This window comes from Maritimibacter sp., assembly GCF_016774595.1.
In the GTDB taxonomy this organism is placed as follows: Bacteria; Pseudomonadota; Alphaproteobacteria; order Rhodobacterales; family Rhodobacteraceae; genus Maritimibacter; species Maritimibacter alkaliphilus.
The window spans coordinates 757,664-770,625 of sequence record NZ_JACBWT010000001.1; the positions used below are offsets into that span (position 1 = coordinate 757,664).

General features: G+C 64.5%; 16 protein-coding genes. 7 read left to right on the forward strand and 9 right to left on the reverse strand.

The window, feature by feature from the left end; genetic code table 11:
- Positions 1-8 precede the first annotated feature (8 nt).
- The gene (locus tag HOY44_RS03790; RefSeq protein WP_287433136.1) at positions 9-395 is read right to left on the reverse strand and encodes a 5-carboxymethyl-2-hydroxymuconate Delta-isomerase; all 387 of its coding nucleotides are present in this window, start codon (positions 393-395) and stop codon (positions 9-11) included.
- Between the two features lie 122 nt (positions 396-517).
- On the opposite strand from HOY44_RS03790, the gene hpaR reads away from it, so the two are divergent.
- Positions 518-991 (forward strand): homoprotocatechuate degradation operon regulator HpaR, encoded by a 474-nt coding sequence (gene hpaR, locus HOY44_RS03795; RefSeq protein WP_008334841.1) that lies wholly within the window; start codon positions 518-520, stop codon positions 989-991.
- Between the two features lie 371 nt (positions 992-1,362).
- Positions 1,363-1,923 carry a sugar transferase gene (locus HOY44_RS03800; RefSeq protein ID WP_287434721.1) on the forward strand — a complete coding sequence of 187 codons (561 nt, stop codon included), beginning with the start codon at positions 1,363-1,365 and terminating at the stop codon, positions 1,921-1,923.
- Positions 1,924-2,053: 130 nt separating this feature from the next.
- On the opposite strand, the gene HOY44_RS03805 is transcribed toward HOY44_RS03800, so the two are convergent.
- Positions 2,054-3,250, reverse strand: a complete 1,197-nt coding sequence (locus HOY44_RS03805) for an EAL domain-containing protein (RefSeq protein ID WP_287433137.1) — start codon at positions 3,248-3,250, stop codon at positions 2,054-2,056.
- Positions 3,251-3,392: 142 nt separating this feature from the next.
- Between HOY44_RS03805 and HOY44_RS03810 the strand changes: the two genes are divergently transcribed.
- Both HOY44_RS03810 and HOY44_RS03815 read left to right on the forward strand, forming a co-directional pair.
- Positions 3,393-3,845: a YcgN family cysteine cluster protein gene (locus tag HOY44_RS03810; RefSeq protein WP_287433139.1), complete on the forward strand. Its 453-nt coding sequence runs from the start codon at positions 3,393-3,395 to the stop codon at positions 3,843-3,845.
- Positions 3,845-4,894, forward strand: coding sequence for a threonine aldolase family protein (locus HOY44_RS03815; protein WP_287433141.1), 1,050 nt, complete (start codon positions 3,845-3,847; stop codon positions 4,892-4,894). The genes HOY44_RS03810 and HOY44_RS03815 overlap by 1 nt, the downstream gene beginning before the upstream one ends.
- Here HOY44_RS03815 and HOY44_RS03820 read toward each other — a convergent pair.
- Positions 4,891-5,709, reverse strand: a complete 819-nt coding sequence (locus tag HOY44_RS03820) for an alpha/beta fold hydrolase (protein WP_287433142.1) — start codon at positions 5,707-5,709, stop codon at positions 4,891-4,893. The two genes, HOY44_RS03815 and HOY44_RS03820, sit on opposite strands and share 4 nt — an antisense overlap.
- Complete coding sequence (locus HOY44_RS03825) at positions 5,709-6,308, reverse strand: 2-hydroxychromene-2-carboxylate isomerase (RefSeq protein ID WP_287433143.1); 600 nt, start codon at positions 6,306-6,308, stop codon at positions 5,709-5,711. Before HOY44_RS03825 ends, HOY44_RS03820 begins: the two co-directional genes overlap by 1 nt.
- A gap of 107 nt (positions 6,309-6,415) precedes the next feature.
- Here HOY44_RS03825 and HOY44_RS03830 point away from each other — a divergent pair, with 107 nt between their 5' ends.
- Positions 6,416-7,429, forward strand: coding sequence for a ribose-phosphate pyrophosphokinase (locus tag HOY44_RS03830; protein ID WP_008334827.1), 1,014 nt, complete (start codon positions 6,416-6,418; stop codon positions 7,427-7,429).
- A gap of 20 nt (positions 7,430-7,449) precedes the next feature.
- Here HOY44_RS03830 and HOY44_RS03835 read toward each other — a convergent pair whose 3' ends face one another.
- The 3 genes from HOY44_RS03835 to HOY44_RS03845 all read right to left on the reverse strand — a co-directional run bounded on the left by HOY44_RS03835 (position 7,450) and on the right by HOY44_RS03845 (position 9,520).
- Positions 7,450-7,800: an H-type lectin domain-containing protein gene (locus HOY44_RS03835; RefSeq protein ID WP_040885266.1), complete on the reverse strand. Its 351-nt coding sequence runs from the start codon at positions 7,798-7,800 to the stop codon at positions 7,450-7,452.
- A 63-nt stretch (positions 7,801-7,863) separates the two neighbouring features.
- The gene (locus HOY44_RS03840; RefSeq protein ID WP_287433144.1) at positions 7,864-9,084 is read right to left on the reverse strand and encodes an MFS transporter; all 1,221 of its coding nucleotides are present in this window, start codon (positions 9,082-9,084) and stop codon (positions 7,864-7,866) included.
- Between the two features lie 67 nt (positions 9,085-9,151).
- Positions 9,152-9,520 (reverse strand): hypothetical protein, encoded by a 369-nt coding sequence (locus HOY44_RS03845; RefSeq protein WP_287433146.1) that lies wholly within the window; start codon positions 9,518-9,520, stop codon positions 9,152-9,154.
- 126 nt (positions 9,521-9,646) lie between these two features.
- Between HOY44_RS03845 and HOY44_RS03850 the strand changes: the two genes are divergently transcribed.
- Complete coding sequence (locus HOY44_RS03850) at positions 9,647-10,354, forward strand: DUF1194 domain-containing protein (protein WP_287433147.1); 708 nt, start codon at positions 9,647-9,649, stop codon at positions 10,352-10,354.
- Positions 10,355-10,432: 78 nt separating this feature from the next.
- Entirely contained in the window at positions 10,433-10,981 is a 549-nt protein-coding gene (locus HOY44_RS03855; RefSeq protein ID WP_287433149.1) for a hypothetical protein, read from the forward strand.
- Positions 10,982-11,062: 81 nt separating this feature from the next.
- On the opposite strand, the gene HOY44_RS03860 is transcribed toward HOY44_RS03855, so the two are convergent.
- Together HOY44_RS03860 and atpD are read right to left on the reverse strand one after the other, a co-directional pair.
- Complete coding sequence (locus HOY44_RS03860) at positions 11,063-11,473, reverse strand: F0F1 ATP synthase subunit epsilon (RefSeq protein WP_138421521.1); 411 nt, start codon at positions 11,471-11,473, stop codon at positions 11,063-11,065.
- A 51-nt stretch (positions 11,474-11,524) separates the two neighbouring features.
- Positions 11,525-12,949, reverse strand: coding sequence for a F0F1 ATP synthase subunit beta (gene atpD, locus HOY44_RS03865; RefSeq protein WP_008334816.1), 1,425 nt, complete (start codon positions 12,947-12,949; stop codon positions 11,525-11,527).
- Between the last annotated feature and the right edge of the window lie 13 nt (positions 12,950-12,962).

Genomic DNA, 12,962 nt, shown 5'->3' on the forward strand with positions numbered 1-12,962 from the left:
GGCTCCTGTCAGGTCTTGGAGAGACGGCCGTGGATCGGCGTGTCTTTCCATGTGAGGACGGGGTCGATGACCCGGATTTCGAGGGATAGGGCGAAGTGCGGCTGACCGAGGGGGCCGGCGAACGCGGCCTGCGCGGTGGCGAACACGGTGTCGCCCGCCGCCTTGAGCACTTCGGTCTCGCGCCCGTGGCCGACGTTCATCGTCAGCGCGCAGAAGTGGTTGTCGGGGTGCCCGTCCGCCACGATGGCGTGATCGGCGCGGTAGGCGCGCACGCGGATGCCAGCGGTCGGGAACGGGTCGAGCGACAGGAGCGTGTCATGCAGCGACGCCAGAACGGCGGGCATGTCGACGATGTCTTCCAGACCCGGCGAATACTCGACGATCAGGTGCGGCATGGGTGCGATTCTCCTCTCCTGCCTATTTATTTAACACGTTAAATTTATAGGCGCAAGGGATCGTCTTTTACAGGCTGACACTCTCGCCTAATGTGTTTCGGACCGGATTAGGAGCTTTGTGGATGTCAGAAGACGCCGACCGCCAGACATTCAGCCCGACGCGGAAGTCGCTGCCCATCATGCTCTTGCGCGCACGGGAAGCGGTGATGTTCCGGATCAGGCCGATGTTGCGGCAGATCGGTGTGACGGAGCAGCAATGGCGCGTGCTACGCGTGCTGGAGGAGTCGGGCGAGCTCGACGTCTCGACCCTGGCCGAACGCGCCGCGATCCTCGGCCCGTCCCTGACGCGCATCCTCAAGACCCTTCGCGAAGTCGGTTACATCGACGTGCGCCGCGACCGGGACGACCGGCGGCGGAGCCTCGCCTCGCTCACCCCGGCAGGTGCGACGCTGATCGCATCGGCGGCCGACGACAGTGCGGCGGTGTTCGCGGCGATCCACGCGGAATTCGGAACGGAACGCACGCAGGCGCTGTTGCGCGAACTCGACGCCCTGACCGAAGTGCTTGGCGAATCCGGCCCGGACACGGCCGACTAAGTCTCTCCGCACGCCGATTCCTGCACCCGAATTCCGATAGCGTTAACCATAAGCTTGGATTTTGCGCACGGATTCCCCCCACCAACGCCCAATTTCTAAGCGCCGACTCGCCATTTCTTGCCGACCCAAAGCGGTTTTGGAGAAATAGCTTAATAGACCCTATACAAATTGCCGCAGCGCAGTAAATTGACGACGTGGGCTGCCAAAATCCCAAAAATTGATTGATTGCGGCGGATTGAGCACTGGGGGTAACCATGTCAGCGGATCCGAACGTCGGGTTTCGTTTTGAGCCTTTTCATGAGTCGAGACCTGCGCAATTAAAGCGCGAAGGGTTTCGCGGTGGATCGCCCGTATTCTGGGCGGCAAAACGGATTTTCGACATTTTGTTTAGTCTTGTTCTGTTGAGCATCGGCGCGGTTGTCGCGCTTCTGTTGCTCATCGTTAATCCTTTCCTGAACCCCGGCCCCCTGTTCTTCCGGCAGGAGCGTATGGGCCAGGACTGCAAGCCGTTTAAAGTGTTGAAATTCAGGACGATGACCAAGGCGGCTGCCCCGACGCGCAGCGCCAAGGACCCTCTGGAAGTCAACCGGATCACGAAGCTCGGCAAGATCCTTCGCAAGACCCGGACCGACGAGCTTCCGCAGGCCCTGAACGTGCTGATGGGCGAAATGAGCGTCATCGGGCCGCGCCCGGACACCTTCGACCACGCCTGCGAATTCGCGGCTGAAATCCCGCGCTATTCCGAACGTCACTCGGTGCGTCCGGGGATCAGCGGTCTGGCTCAGGTCACGCTGGGATACGCGGTCGGCATCGACGCCACGCGGGCCAAGACGTTGCGCGACCTGAACTACATCCGCAACGCGGGCTTCGGGATGGAATTGCGGATCATCGCCATGACCTTCCGCACCATCTTCGGTCGCCACGGCATGTAAGGTCCGAACCGGACCTAAAGCCCAAAAATTACGCAGTTTTTCCGCGGTCGGATCGCCTATTTTCAAGGCGCTCCGGCCGTTCGGAACGCCACTGTGTTTCCCAAGGTTCAGACCACCCGACATGCGTTGCCTAGCCCCTCTGGGCGCCAAGGCGCGGCTCGGGTTCGCCCAAGTGAAATCCCTGCACATAGCGCACCCCGACCGATTGCAACGCGACCAGTTGTTCGTGCCGCTCGACGCCTTCAATCACCAGAACGGTGCCGGTTTCGTCGCAGTAGGTCTGAAGCGCGCGGAACAGCGCGATCGCTTCGGGGTCCGTGTCGACCCGCGTGGAGAGCTGCGCGTCCATCTTGAGCACGTCGGGTTTGAGGTCGAGGATATGGCGCAGCGAGGTATAGCCGGCCCCCGCATCGTCGATGGCGAGGCTGAGGCCCGCCGCCCGCATCCGCGCGACCACACCGGCAAGTGCGCGATAGTCCCTGACAGGCTCATACTCGGTCAGTTCGACAGTCAGGCCCGGTTCGACCTGGGTCAGGAACCTGTCGAATTCGGCGGAGTGCAAGGTCGTCTCGGACAGGTTGACGGCGATCCCGGCATTGTCCCCCCAGCCCTCGTCCGCGTCGATGATGGCGCGCGCGAAGGCAAGCTCCAGCGCCGGCCCCATGCCGACGGAATGCGCGGCGGCAAGCAGTTGCGGCACGCTCGTGTCGTCGGTGGTGTCGAGCCGCGTCAGGCCCTCGCGGTAGATCACGTCTCCGGTCGCGACATCGATGATCGGCTGGAACACTGGGTAGAACCGCTGCTCGCGAATGACCTCGTGCAGCAAGCCGCGAACGCGTTGCGCGGCGACGGCGTGGTCATGCAACAGGTCGAGGCTGACCGCCATCGCGGCGGCTGCCGTTGTGATGGCGGCCATGTCCACGGGTGCCGAAACGATCCCCCCGAGCGCGCCGAAGAGGCTGCCGTTGGAGGCATGAAGCGCCACACCCACCACCGTGTCTGGCGCGTCCGGCCCCGCATCCGCCTCCGAGATCTGGCCCGCGAAAGCCGCCGGGTCGCGGAGTGCTGCCGCCAGAACCACCGGGCAATCGCGCAGCGCACGCACCTCTCCGACCCTGTGGTCCGTGGGGAACCCCGGAGCCGCCGACATCGCCTCGATCCGCCGTTCGCCACCGGCCACGCGGGCCACGAAAACCACGTCGAAGCCAAGCCTGCGCCGCACACGGTCGAGATGCAGGTCGATCTGGGCGCGGACCCCTTCAGCAACCTGCGCGTTTCGCATGTGGCTCAGGATCAATTCGCGCCTCCCTTGTGTGCCAGAAAGCATATTCAACTCCCGGTAGGGCGCAAGGCAAAACTCTACCTTAAGTTGTTCTTCCGAAATCTTGCGAGGCCCCTAACAAGGCGGTCGCCCGCCGCAGGCGGTTCCGCCCCTTTCCATTCTCGCACCGCTGCGCGACTGTCGCCGGATGACGACTCGCCTGCGCAAGAACTTCTGGACCCTGCCGCTCGACAGCCTCACCCCGACAGAGTGGGAGGCGCTGTGCGATGGCTGCGGCAAGTGCTGCCTGAACAAGCTGGAAGACGACGAGACGGGCGAGGTCGTGTTCACCAGCGTGGCCTGTCGCCTTCTGGACAACCAGACCTGCCGCTGCGCGCAATACGACATCCGGTTGCAGTTCGTGCCCGAATGCATCGTGCTGCGGCCCGACAACATGGACAAGGTCGGCTACTTCATGCCCCGCACCTGCGCTTATCGCCTGCGGCACGAAGGCAAGCCCCTGCCCGACTGGCACCCGCTGCTGACCGGCACCCCGGACAGCACGCACGAGGCCGGCCAATCGGTGCGCGGCTGGACCGTGCCCGAATTCGAAGTCCCGGAAGAGGACTGGGAAGACTACGTGATCGAAGAGGAGCTGTGATGTTTTTCGCGTCCGACAACGGTGGCCCGGTGCATCCGAGCGTGATCGAGGCCCTGACGGAAGCCAACGAAGGTTATACCGGCGGATATGGTGCCGACGACGTGACCGCGCGGGCCGTGGCGGCTGTGCGGGAGGTGTTCGAAGCCCCCGAGGCCGCCGTCTATTTCGTCGCGACGGGGACGGCGGCCAACGCGCTTGCGCTCGCCACCTATGCGCAACCGTTCCACACCGTTTTCTGCACGGATACCGCCCATATCCATGAGGACGAATGCAACGCGCCGGAATTCTACACGGGCGGGGCCAAGCTGACGCTGGTGCCGACCACCGACGGGCGCATGACGGCGGAGGATCTGCGCCGGGTGATCGCGGGCGAGGAAACGCGCGGCGTTCATGGGCCGCAGCGCGGGCCTGTGTCGATCACCCAGATCACCGAGCGTGGAACCATCTACGCCCTCGACGATCTGCGCGGCCTTTGTGCCGTGGCGAAGGAATACGACCTTCCCGTGCATCTGGACGGGGCCCGTTTCGCCAATGCGCTTGTCGAGCTGGGATGCAGCCCGGCAGAGATGACGTGGAAGGCGGGCGTGGATGTCGTCAGCTTCGGCGGCACCAAGAACGGGCTGATGGGGGCAGAGGCCGTGGTCTTTTTCGACCCCGAGAAGGCATGGGAATTCGAGCTTCGGCGCAAGCGAGGCGGACACCTGTTTTCCAAGCAACGCTATCTCGCGGCGCAGTTCCTGCCCTATCTCGAAGGCGGGCGCTGGCTTGACCTCGCACGGGCCGCCAACGCATCGCGCCAGCGGTTGCAGGACGCGATGGAGGGGATGAACGACATCACATTCGCCTATGCGCCGTCGGGCAACATGATGTTTCCGACGATGCGGGTGGCGGACCATCGGCGGCTCTTCGATGCCGGCGCCTACTACTATATGTGGGACGGCGACCTCGACGGTGCGGCGGAGGAAGACAGGCTGACCGCGCGGCTCGTCTGCGACTGGTCGATGAGCGATGCGGCGCTCGACCAGTTCCTGACCGTTCTGCGCGGCTAGATTTTCAAAAAGGCCGTGATCTCGCCCGCCACGTTTTCGGGGTGGGTCAGGGGCGCCATGTGACCGGCGCCCGCGATGATGACCCGCTGCGTCTGCGGGATGCGGGCGCAGAGCGCTTCGTGCACCGCGCGCACACCGACGGGCGGGTTCGCGCTTTCCAGAAGCAGAACGGGCTGTTTGATTTTCTCCAGCCGCCCCGGATCGAGCATCCCGGCGGTGTCGTCGAAGGTGGCGGGGCTTTCCTCGACCACGATGTCGATGCGCGAGGCGAGGCGCTTCTGACGGTCGTCGGACAGTCTTGTGAACGGAAGATCCGGGTTGGTCGCGTCGTGAAAGATCTGCGCCGCCTGCATCCGGTCGCCCTTGGCGATCAGGCCGCGCAGGGTGTCGATCATCCCCTTGGCCGCGTCATAGTCCGGCGTGCCACGGATCGCGGCGAAGAACACCGGTTCGATCATGACGAGGCTGCGCACATGCTCGGGCCATTCCATCGCGAGCCGCAGCGCGACCGTCGCGCCGTAGCTGTGGCCGATGACATCGGCCCGCTTGTCGATCAGCTTCCCGGCGATATTTGTGACGAGGGTATGGAGCGCCGCCCCGTCCTCGCCCCCTACCCACGGGGCCGAGCGGCCATGTCCGGGCCGGTCGAACGCGGTCATCTGAAGTTTGTCCAGAAGCGCGGCCTCGACCCCGGTCCAGGCACCGGAATGGGCGAGCGAGCAATGGATGAACAGCGCGCGCCGCACCCCGGACCCCACGCGCACGACGTGGGTCGGATGCCCCGCGACGGTGGTGAGCGGTGGCCCGCCCTCCATCACAAGTCACCTTTGAGGAACAGGTCCAGATCCTCCAATCGGTCCTGTCCCCAGAATTTCTCGGTGTCGTCCACGATGAAGAAAGGCGCGCCGAAGACCCCGGCATTGATCGCGTCCTCGAGGTTGCGGCCATAGACCTCGGCCCCGGTGAAAAGCCCGGTGTCGGCAAGCGACGGGTCGAAGCCCGCGTCGGCCAGGCAGGCCTTGATGACGTCGTCTTCGGCGATGTTCTTTTCCTCGGCCCAGCAGGCGGCGAGGATGCCTTGCACCAGCGACAGGATGTCGCCGCCCCCGGCCTTCGCCGCCGCGATGATCGCGTAGGAACTGGGCGCGGCATTGGTCGGGAAATGCGCGGGCTGCACGTGGATCGGAAGACCCGCCTTCTTGCCCTGTCGCTCCAGATCGACGAGGCGGTAGGCCTGCCGCGACGGGTGCCGTTCGGCCAGCGGCTTGCCGCCCGTACGCGGAAACAGACCCACGATGTCGAAGGGTTTAAGCATGACGTCGGCCCCGTGCGCCTCGCAAATCGCGCGAAACCGGGGGCCAGCCAGGTAGGTGTAGGGTGAAATCGTGCTGAAATAGTAGTCTATTTTCGGCATATCGCCCCCTCGCCCGTGCCGCCTGTGGCCATGACCCTAGCCCGGTGTTAAGCGAAGTCAACGCGAGCGGTCGCGATTCTGTTACATGGACAGCCGGGGATACCTCCATGCCAGCACTCACCGAACCCAAGCTCATTTCGGGCAATGCCAACCTGAAACTGGCCGAGGCGGTCGCGCGGCGGATGTCGATCCATCGCGGATCGGCCGTCAAGCTGGTCGATGCCCGCGTCGAACGGTTCAACGACGCCGAAGTTTTCGTCGAGGTGCACGAGAACGTGCGCGGCGAGGATATGTTCATCATCCAGTCGACCTCGCGCCCTGCGAACGACAACCTGATGGAACTGCTCATCATCTCGGACACCCTGCGCCGCTCGTCGGCGGGCCGGATCACGGCGGTCATTCCGTATTTCGGCTATGCCCGTCAGGATCGCCGGACCAAGGCGCGCACGCCGATCAGCGCCAAGCTGGTCGCCAACATGATCACGCAGGCCGGGATCGAGCGGGTTCTGACCATGGACCTGCACGCGACGCAGATTCAGGGGTTCTTCGACATTCCGGTGGACAACCTTTACGCCAGCCCGGTCTTCGCGCTGGACGTGCGCCACCACTTCAAGGACTGCCTCGACGACGTCATGGTGATCTCGCCCGACGTCGGCGGCGTGGCCCGTGCCCGTGAACTCGCCAAGCGTATCGAAGCGCCGCTGGCCATCGTGGACAAGCGCCGCGAGAAGGCGGGTGAAGTGGCCGAGATGAACGTGATCGGCGACGTGACCGGCAAACGCTGCATCATCGTCGACGACATCTGCGACACCGCCGGAACGCTGTGCAAGGCCGCCGACGTGCTGATGGACAGCGGCGCGGCCGAGGTGCACGCCTATATCACCCACGGCGTCATGTCCGGCCCGGCGGTCGAACGGGTGACGGCGTCGAAGCTGAAAAGCCTCGTGCTGACCGACTCGATCGCCGCGACGCCGGAAGTGGCCGCGGCGCCGAACATCCGTATCGTGCCGCTGGCCCCGATCTTCGCGCAGGCGATCCTGAACATCTGGGGCGGCACGTCGGTGTCGTCGCTGTTCGAACACGAAACGCTCCAGCCGCTGTACGAAACGCTCTATAGCTGAGTTTCAAGGTCGGAGACGACCTAGGGCACGTCCCAGTCGTCTTCGTCACCGACTTCGCCGAAGGCGATCCAGTCGGCGCGGATGCGGGCGACCTTGGTGTCGCCCCACGTATGAAACACGATCTCGAAATTCTCGGGCGTCACGTTGTCCGACGAAATGTCGATGCGGGAGTTGGTTTCGGCGTCGATGTCCCACATCGACATGCCGACCATCACCGCAGGCGCGGTCACGAATTTTTCCGAGAACGGGATGAGCATCCGGATTTCTCGATCCCCCTCGCCCGTCCACATGGCGCCATCGGTCACGAAGTCCGAGAACAACACCTTCGATCCGCTGTCGATGCCCATACGATGGGTTCTGATACGCCACATGTGCGAAACCTGCTTCTTTTTTCGCCCGCCCGGGGGCAGGGTGCCCCGAAAAGTGCAAATCGTTCAAGCCCCTGAGGCGGTTTCCGTGCGCAGGCGTATCCGGTTCACAACGGGGAAGATGAGAAGCATCAGGAAGCCCGCGAACAGGAAGGGGGCACCCGGCATGTGGAACGGCGTGTCGGGGCCGGCGTAGTGGCGAAAGAGCGGGGTCATCAGAAGCGGCGCGAAGATCGCGGCGAGCGAGCCCAGCGAGGCGATGACACCTTGCAGCACGCCCTGCCGATCCTCGTCCGTGGCGTTTGCCATGATCGCGGTCAGCGTCGGTGGGGCCATGTCGGAGAGGCAGGCGATGGGAAGGATCACGGCGACCAGCCAGGGCGCGGTCGTGAAACCGAAGGCGAAGGCGGCGACGGTGCCGGTCAACAGCGCGAAGGTGAGGACGCCGTGCTCGCTCATCCGTTTCAGGAGGGCGGGCAGGACAAGACCCTGCGTGAGCGCGACCCCGACCCCGTAGGCCGCAAGCGTGCCGCCGATCAGGGTCGCGGACCAGTCGAACGCCTCGCGCCCCCAGAAAGCCCAAAGGGTCGGGTAGACCATGTTGGCGAATTCGAAGACGAACATACAGGCAAGCGGCAGCGCGAGCGCGGGCATCCGGAACGCATCGCGGATCGCGCCGAACGGATTGAGGTCGCTGGCGCGGAAGGCCCGGCGTTTGGCGGGGGCGAGGCTTTCGGGCAGGACGGCGAGGCCGAAGGCGACATTCGCAGCCGACAGCGCGGCGGCGACCCAGAACGGCGCGGTCACGTCGATACCCGCAAGTAGACCGCCGAGTGCGGGGCCAAGGACGAAACCGATGCCGAAGGTCGCGCCGATCAACCCGAAATTCGCGGCCCGCTTTTCAGGCGTCGAGATATCGGCGAGATAGGCGGTCGCCGTGATGTAGGTCGCACCCGCGACACCGGCGAGGAGCCGGCCCACGAGCAGGAGCCAAAAGCTCGTCGCGAGCGCCATGATGACATAGTCGATGGCCAGCGTGGCGAGGGCGACGAGCAGCACGGGCTTGCGACCGACGGCATCGGACAATCCCCCCACGGCGGGCGCGCACAGGAACTGCGTCGCCGCATAGGCCGCCATCAGGATACCGCCCAGCACGGCGCCGTTCGACGCGCCCCCGGCGCCCACGCGGTCCATCAGGTCCGGCATCAGTGGAAAGATCAGCCCCACCCCGATCGCGTCGATCAGGATGGTGGCGAGGATGAACCAGAGGGCGCGGTCGTTCGACATGGCTTTTGCTAGGGCCATGCCCGTGCCGGATCAACGATTTTGGGGCGTGCCGCCGCGACTTTGCCGCTCAGGACAACCCAAGGTCGATGCCTTGATCCTGCGCGAAGGACCGGCAATAGGCGGCCCAGTCATGAGACTCCTGCGAAAAGACGATGCGGGCGCCCTTGGCGATCCATTCGTCGCGGGTCGAGGAATACGTCGCCTCGACCGCCTTTTCCGGATCATTTCGCCCTTCGCGCATCGCCTGAGCGCGCGCGGAACCGAGGTATCTGGACGCCGCCACGGCGAGCGATTCCTGCTTGTCGACGCTGGTCATCAGGCGGGTCAGCGCGTCGTAAAGCCCGGCGCATTGGGCCATCGAGGTCGAATAGGGTTGCGCCTGAACCGGCAGGGGAATCGCGAAAAGTGCGAAGAACGTGAAGGCCTTGACCGTCATGGCGAGTCTCCGAAAACCATTTAACACGCCAGATCCTGCCATCCGAAACGGGCCATTTCGTGACCCGCGCACGACGCCCATCGGCAAATTTTTGGTGCGCTTCGCAGGTCGTGCTACTATCGCGCCATGACACCGCGACCTTTCCTGCGCCGCATGGCCCTGACGGCCGGGCTGGCCTTGGTCGCCGCCCCTGCGGCGGCTTGCAAATTATCGCTGGTCCTCGCGCTCGATGTGTCGGCCTCGGTCGATGCGCGGGAATACGACTTGCAGCAGGAAGGTCTGGCGCGGGCCCTCACCGACCCCGAGGTCGTGCGGGCGGTCGAGGCGCAGGGCGGCATCTGGCTGTCGATTTTCGAGTGGAGCGGTGCACGCCATCAGTATGAACAACTCCCGTGGACATTCGTCGCCGGTGGCGCGGCGCTTGCCGCCGTCGCGGGGGAGCTGCGGGCCACGCCACGGCAGGTGGCGGAGTTCCCAACGTCGCTCGGCTATGCGCTGGGACATGCGCTGAACCTGTTGAAGGCCGCGCCGGAGACCTGCGATCGCCAGGTCATCGACGTATCCGGCGACGGTGTGAACAACGACGGCTTCCCCCCGGCCAGCGCCTATGTCGCCCACGATATGTCATTGGTCACGGTGAACGGTCTGGTCATCACCGACGGCGATCCGACCGTGGTCCGATACTATCTGCAATCGGTAATCCAAGGCCCCGGTGCCTTCGTGCAACCGACGAACAGCTACAACGACTACGAAGAGGCGATGCGCCGGAAGCTGCTGCGCGAATTGGGGGCGTTCAGCTACGTTGGCCTCCCCACGGGTCCGCAGGGCGGGTAGCGCAAACGTCATTTCCTGCATTCGTTTTCTTGCATATAACTCTTTCAACCAGTCTTGGGAGAGATCACCATGTTCCGAATGTCCACTGCCCTAGCCCTAGCCCTTTGCCTGTCCTCGCCCGCGCTGGCCCAGCAGGGGCATATGGGCGGCATGTCCCACATGCACGGTGCCGACGGGACCGGGCATGACGAAGTGAACATGCCGGGCCTGTTCGGCGAAAACGCGACGCCCGAGGAAAGCGCCGAGCTTGCGGTCATGTTTCGGAACTTCCAGACGATCACGCGAGAGGTTGAGAACCTGCCGAACGGCATCCGCAGCGTCACGCGGTCGTCAGACCCCGAAGTGATGGAAGTGTTGGTCAGCCATGTGGTCGGGATGATCGGCCGGGTCGATGCCAAGGACGATCCGCGCATCATCATCCAGAGCCCGACGCTCGACATCTTCTTCGAGCGGGCCGAGGCGCTGGAGACCGAAATCGAGGTGACCGACGAGGGGATCGTCGTCGTGCAGACCTCGGACGATCCCGAACTGGTGGCCGCGCTCCACACCCATGCCGCCGAAGTCTCGGACATGGCCGAGCGGGGCATGATGGCGGTGCATGAGCGGATGATGGGACAGCCGCACTAACCGGGCGCCGGTGGCGCAAAGAAAAGGCCCCGCATCCGCAGATGCAGGGCCTTTACTGTCCCCCGGTCGTTCGGGTTCTTCTTATGCTTTGCTTTGCAGGCCCAGCTCGGACGCGACGAGGGCGATGTCGCCCACCTGCTTGGACAGCTGGTCCAGCATCTCGGGCGTCGCGTTGTCGCGCGCGGCAACGGCGGTGGCGACGAAGTCGTCGATGATGTCCTGCGTCACTTCGCCCGCGGGCATGGCACGCTCGGCCAGAACCGTGGTGCCGTCCGGCGTAACCTCGGCGAAGCCGCCGGTCACGACGTATTTCTCTTCACCACCAGCACCCTGCACCGTGACGATGCCCGGACGCAGGGTCGCGATGGTCGGCGCGTGTTGCGCCATCGCCGTGAAGTCGCCATCGGCGCCGGGGATTTGCACGGCGCTGGCCTCGGTCGAGGTCAGGCGGCGTTCCGGCGACACCAGGTCGAATTGCATCATGTCAGCCATGTATGTCTCCTGATAGGAGCCGCCCCCCGGCGCGGGCCGGGGGAGGACTGATTACGCAGCGTCCGCGGCCATCTTCTCGGCTTTGGCGATCACCTCGTCGATGCCGCCGACCATGTAGAAGGCGCCCTCGGGCAGGTGGTCGTATTCGCCGTCCACAACCGCGCGGAACGATTTGATCGTGTCCTCGAGCGGAACCTGAACGCCGTCCGAACCGGTGAACACTTTCGCAACATCGAAGGGCTGCGAGAGAAAACGCTGGATCTTACGGGCGCGGGCCACGGTGAGTTTGTCTTCTTCCGACAGTTCGTCCATGCCGAGAATGGCGATGATGTCCTGAAGCGACTTGTAGCGCTGGAGGATTCCCTGAACGTCACGGGCGACCTTGTAGTGCTCGTCACCGATCACCAGCGGGTCCATGAGACGCGAGGTGGAGTCGAGCGGGTCCACGGCGGGGTAGATGCCGAGTTCCGAGATCGCGCGGTTAAGCACGGTCGTCGCGTCGAGGTGGGCGAAGGTCGTGGCCGGTGCCGGGTCGGTAAGGTCGTCCGCGGGCACGTACACGGCCTGGATCGAGGTGATCGAGCCATTCTTGGTCGAGGTGATGCGTTCCTGCATCGCGCCCATGTCGGTGGCCAGCGTCGGCTGGTAACCCACGGCGGACGGAATACGACCCAGAAGCGCCGACATTTCCGAACCCGCCTGCGTGAAGCGGAAGATGTTGTCGACGAAGAACAGAACGTCGGTCCCGGTCGCGTCGCGGAACTGCTCGGCCAGCGTCAGGCCGGTCAGCGCGATACGGGCACGGGCACCCGGCGGCTCGTTCATCTGGCCGTAGACCAGAGCGATCTTCGAGTCCGGCAGGTTGTCCGGGGTCAGAACGCCGGATTCGATCATCTCGTGGTAGAGGTCGTTGCCCTCACGGGTCCGCTCACCCACACCGGCGAACACGGACAGACCCGAGTGCACCTTGGCGATGTTGTTGATGAGTTCCTGAATGAGAACGGTCTTGCCCACGCCGGCGCCGCCGAAGAGGCCGATCTTGCCGCCCTTCGAGTAGGGGGCCAGCAGGTCGATGACCTTGATGCCGGTGACGAGGATTTCGGCCTCGGTCGCCTGTTCGTCGAAGTCGGGCGCGTCCGCGTGGATCGGGCGGTATTCGTCGGCTTCGATCGGGCCCTTTTCGTCCACCGGGTCGCCGGTGACGTTCAGGATGCGGCCCAGCGTGGCGGTGCCAACCGGAACCGAGATCGGCTTGCCGGTGTCGGCCACTTCGTGACCGCGCACGAGACCTTCGGTCGCGTCCATCGCGATGGTGCGCACGGTGTTCTCACCAAGGTGCTGCGCCACTTCGAGGACGAGACGGTTGCCGTTGTTATCAGTTTCAAGCGCGTTAAGGATCGCCGGAAGGTGATCCTCGAACTGCACGTCGACGACGGCGCCGATGACCTGAGTCACTTTGCCTTTTGCGTTTGCCATCTTGTGTTTCTCC

Bases quoted from the DNA above. Each gene is read 5' to 3' on its own strand.
- HOY44_RS03790 (WP_287433136.1), bottom strand. From the start codon at position 395: ATGCCGCACCTGATCGTCGAGTATTCGCCGGGTCTGGAAGACATCGTC.
- hpaR (WP_008334841.1), top strand. From the start codon at position 518: ATGTCAGAAGACGCCGACCGCCAGACATTCAGCCCGACGCGGAAGTCG.
- HOY44_RS03805 (WP_287433137.1), bottom strand. From the start codon at position 3,250: ATGCTTTCTGGCACACAAGGGAGGCGCGAATTGATCCTGAGCCACATG.
- HOY44_RS03810 (WP_287433139.1), top strand. From the start codon at position 3,393: ATGACGACTCGCCTGCGCAAGAACTTCTGGACCCTGCCGCTCGACAGC.
- HOY44_RS03815 (WP_287433141.1), top strand. From the start codon at position 3,845: ATGTTTTTCGCGTCCGACAACGGTGGCCCGGTGCATCCGAGCGTGATC.
- HOY44_RS03820 (WP_287433142.1), bottom strand. From the start codon at position 5,709: ATGGAGGGCGGGCCACCGCTCACCACCGTCGCGGGGCATCCGACCCAC.
- HOY44_RS03825 (WP_287433143.1), bottom strand. From the start codon at position 6,308: ATGCCGAAAATAGACTACTATTTCAGCACGATTTCACCCTACACCTAC.
- HOY44_RS03830 (WP_008334827.1), top strand. From the start codon at position 6,416: ATGCCAGCACTCACCGAACCCAAGCTCATTTCGGGCAATGCCAACCTG.
- HOY44_RS03835 (WP_040885266.1), bottom strand. From the start codon at position 7,800: ATGTGGCGTATCAGAACCCATCGTATGGGCATCGACAGCGGATCGAAG.
- HOY44_RS03840 (WP_287433144.1), bottom strand. From the start codon at position 9,084: ATGTCGAACGACCGCGCCCTCTGGTTCATCCTCGCCACCATCCTGATC.
- HOY44_RS03845 (WP_287433146.1), bottom strand. From the start codon at position 9,520: ATGACGGTCAAGGCCTTCACGTTCTTCGCACTTTTCGCGATTCCCCTG.
- HOY44_RS03850 (WP_287433147.1), top strand. From the start codon at position 9,647: ATGACACCGCGACCTTTCCTGCGCCGCATGGCCCTGACGGCCGGGCTG.
- HOY44_RS03855 (WP_287433149.1), top strand. From the start codon at position 10,433: ATGTCCACTGCCCTAGCCCTAGCCCTTTGCCTGTCCTCGCCCGCGCTG.
- HOY44_RS03860 (WP_138421521.1), bottom strand. From the start codon at position 11,473: ATGGCTGACATGATGCAATTCGACCTGGTGTCGCCGGAACGCCGCCTG.
- atpD (WP_008334816.1), bottom strand. From the start codon at position 12,949: ATGGCAAACGCAAAAGGCAAAGTGACTCAGGTCATCGGCGCCGTCGTC.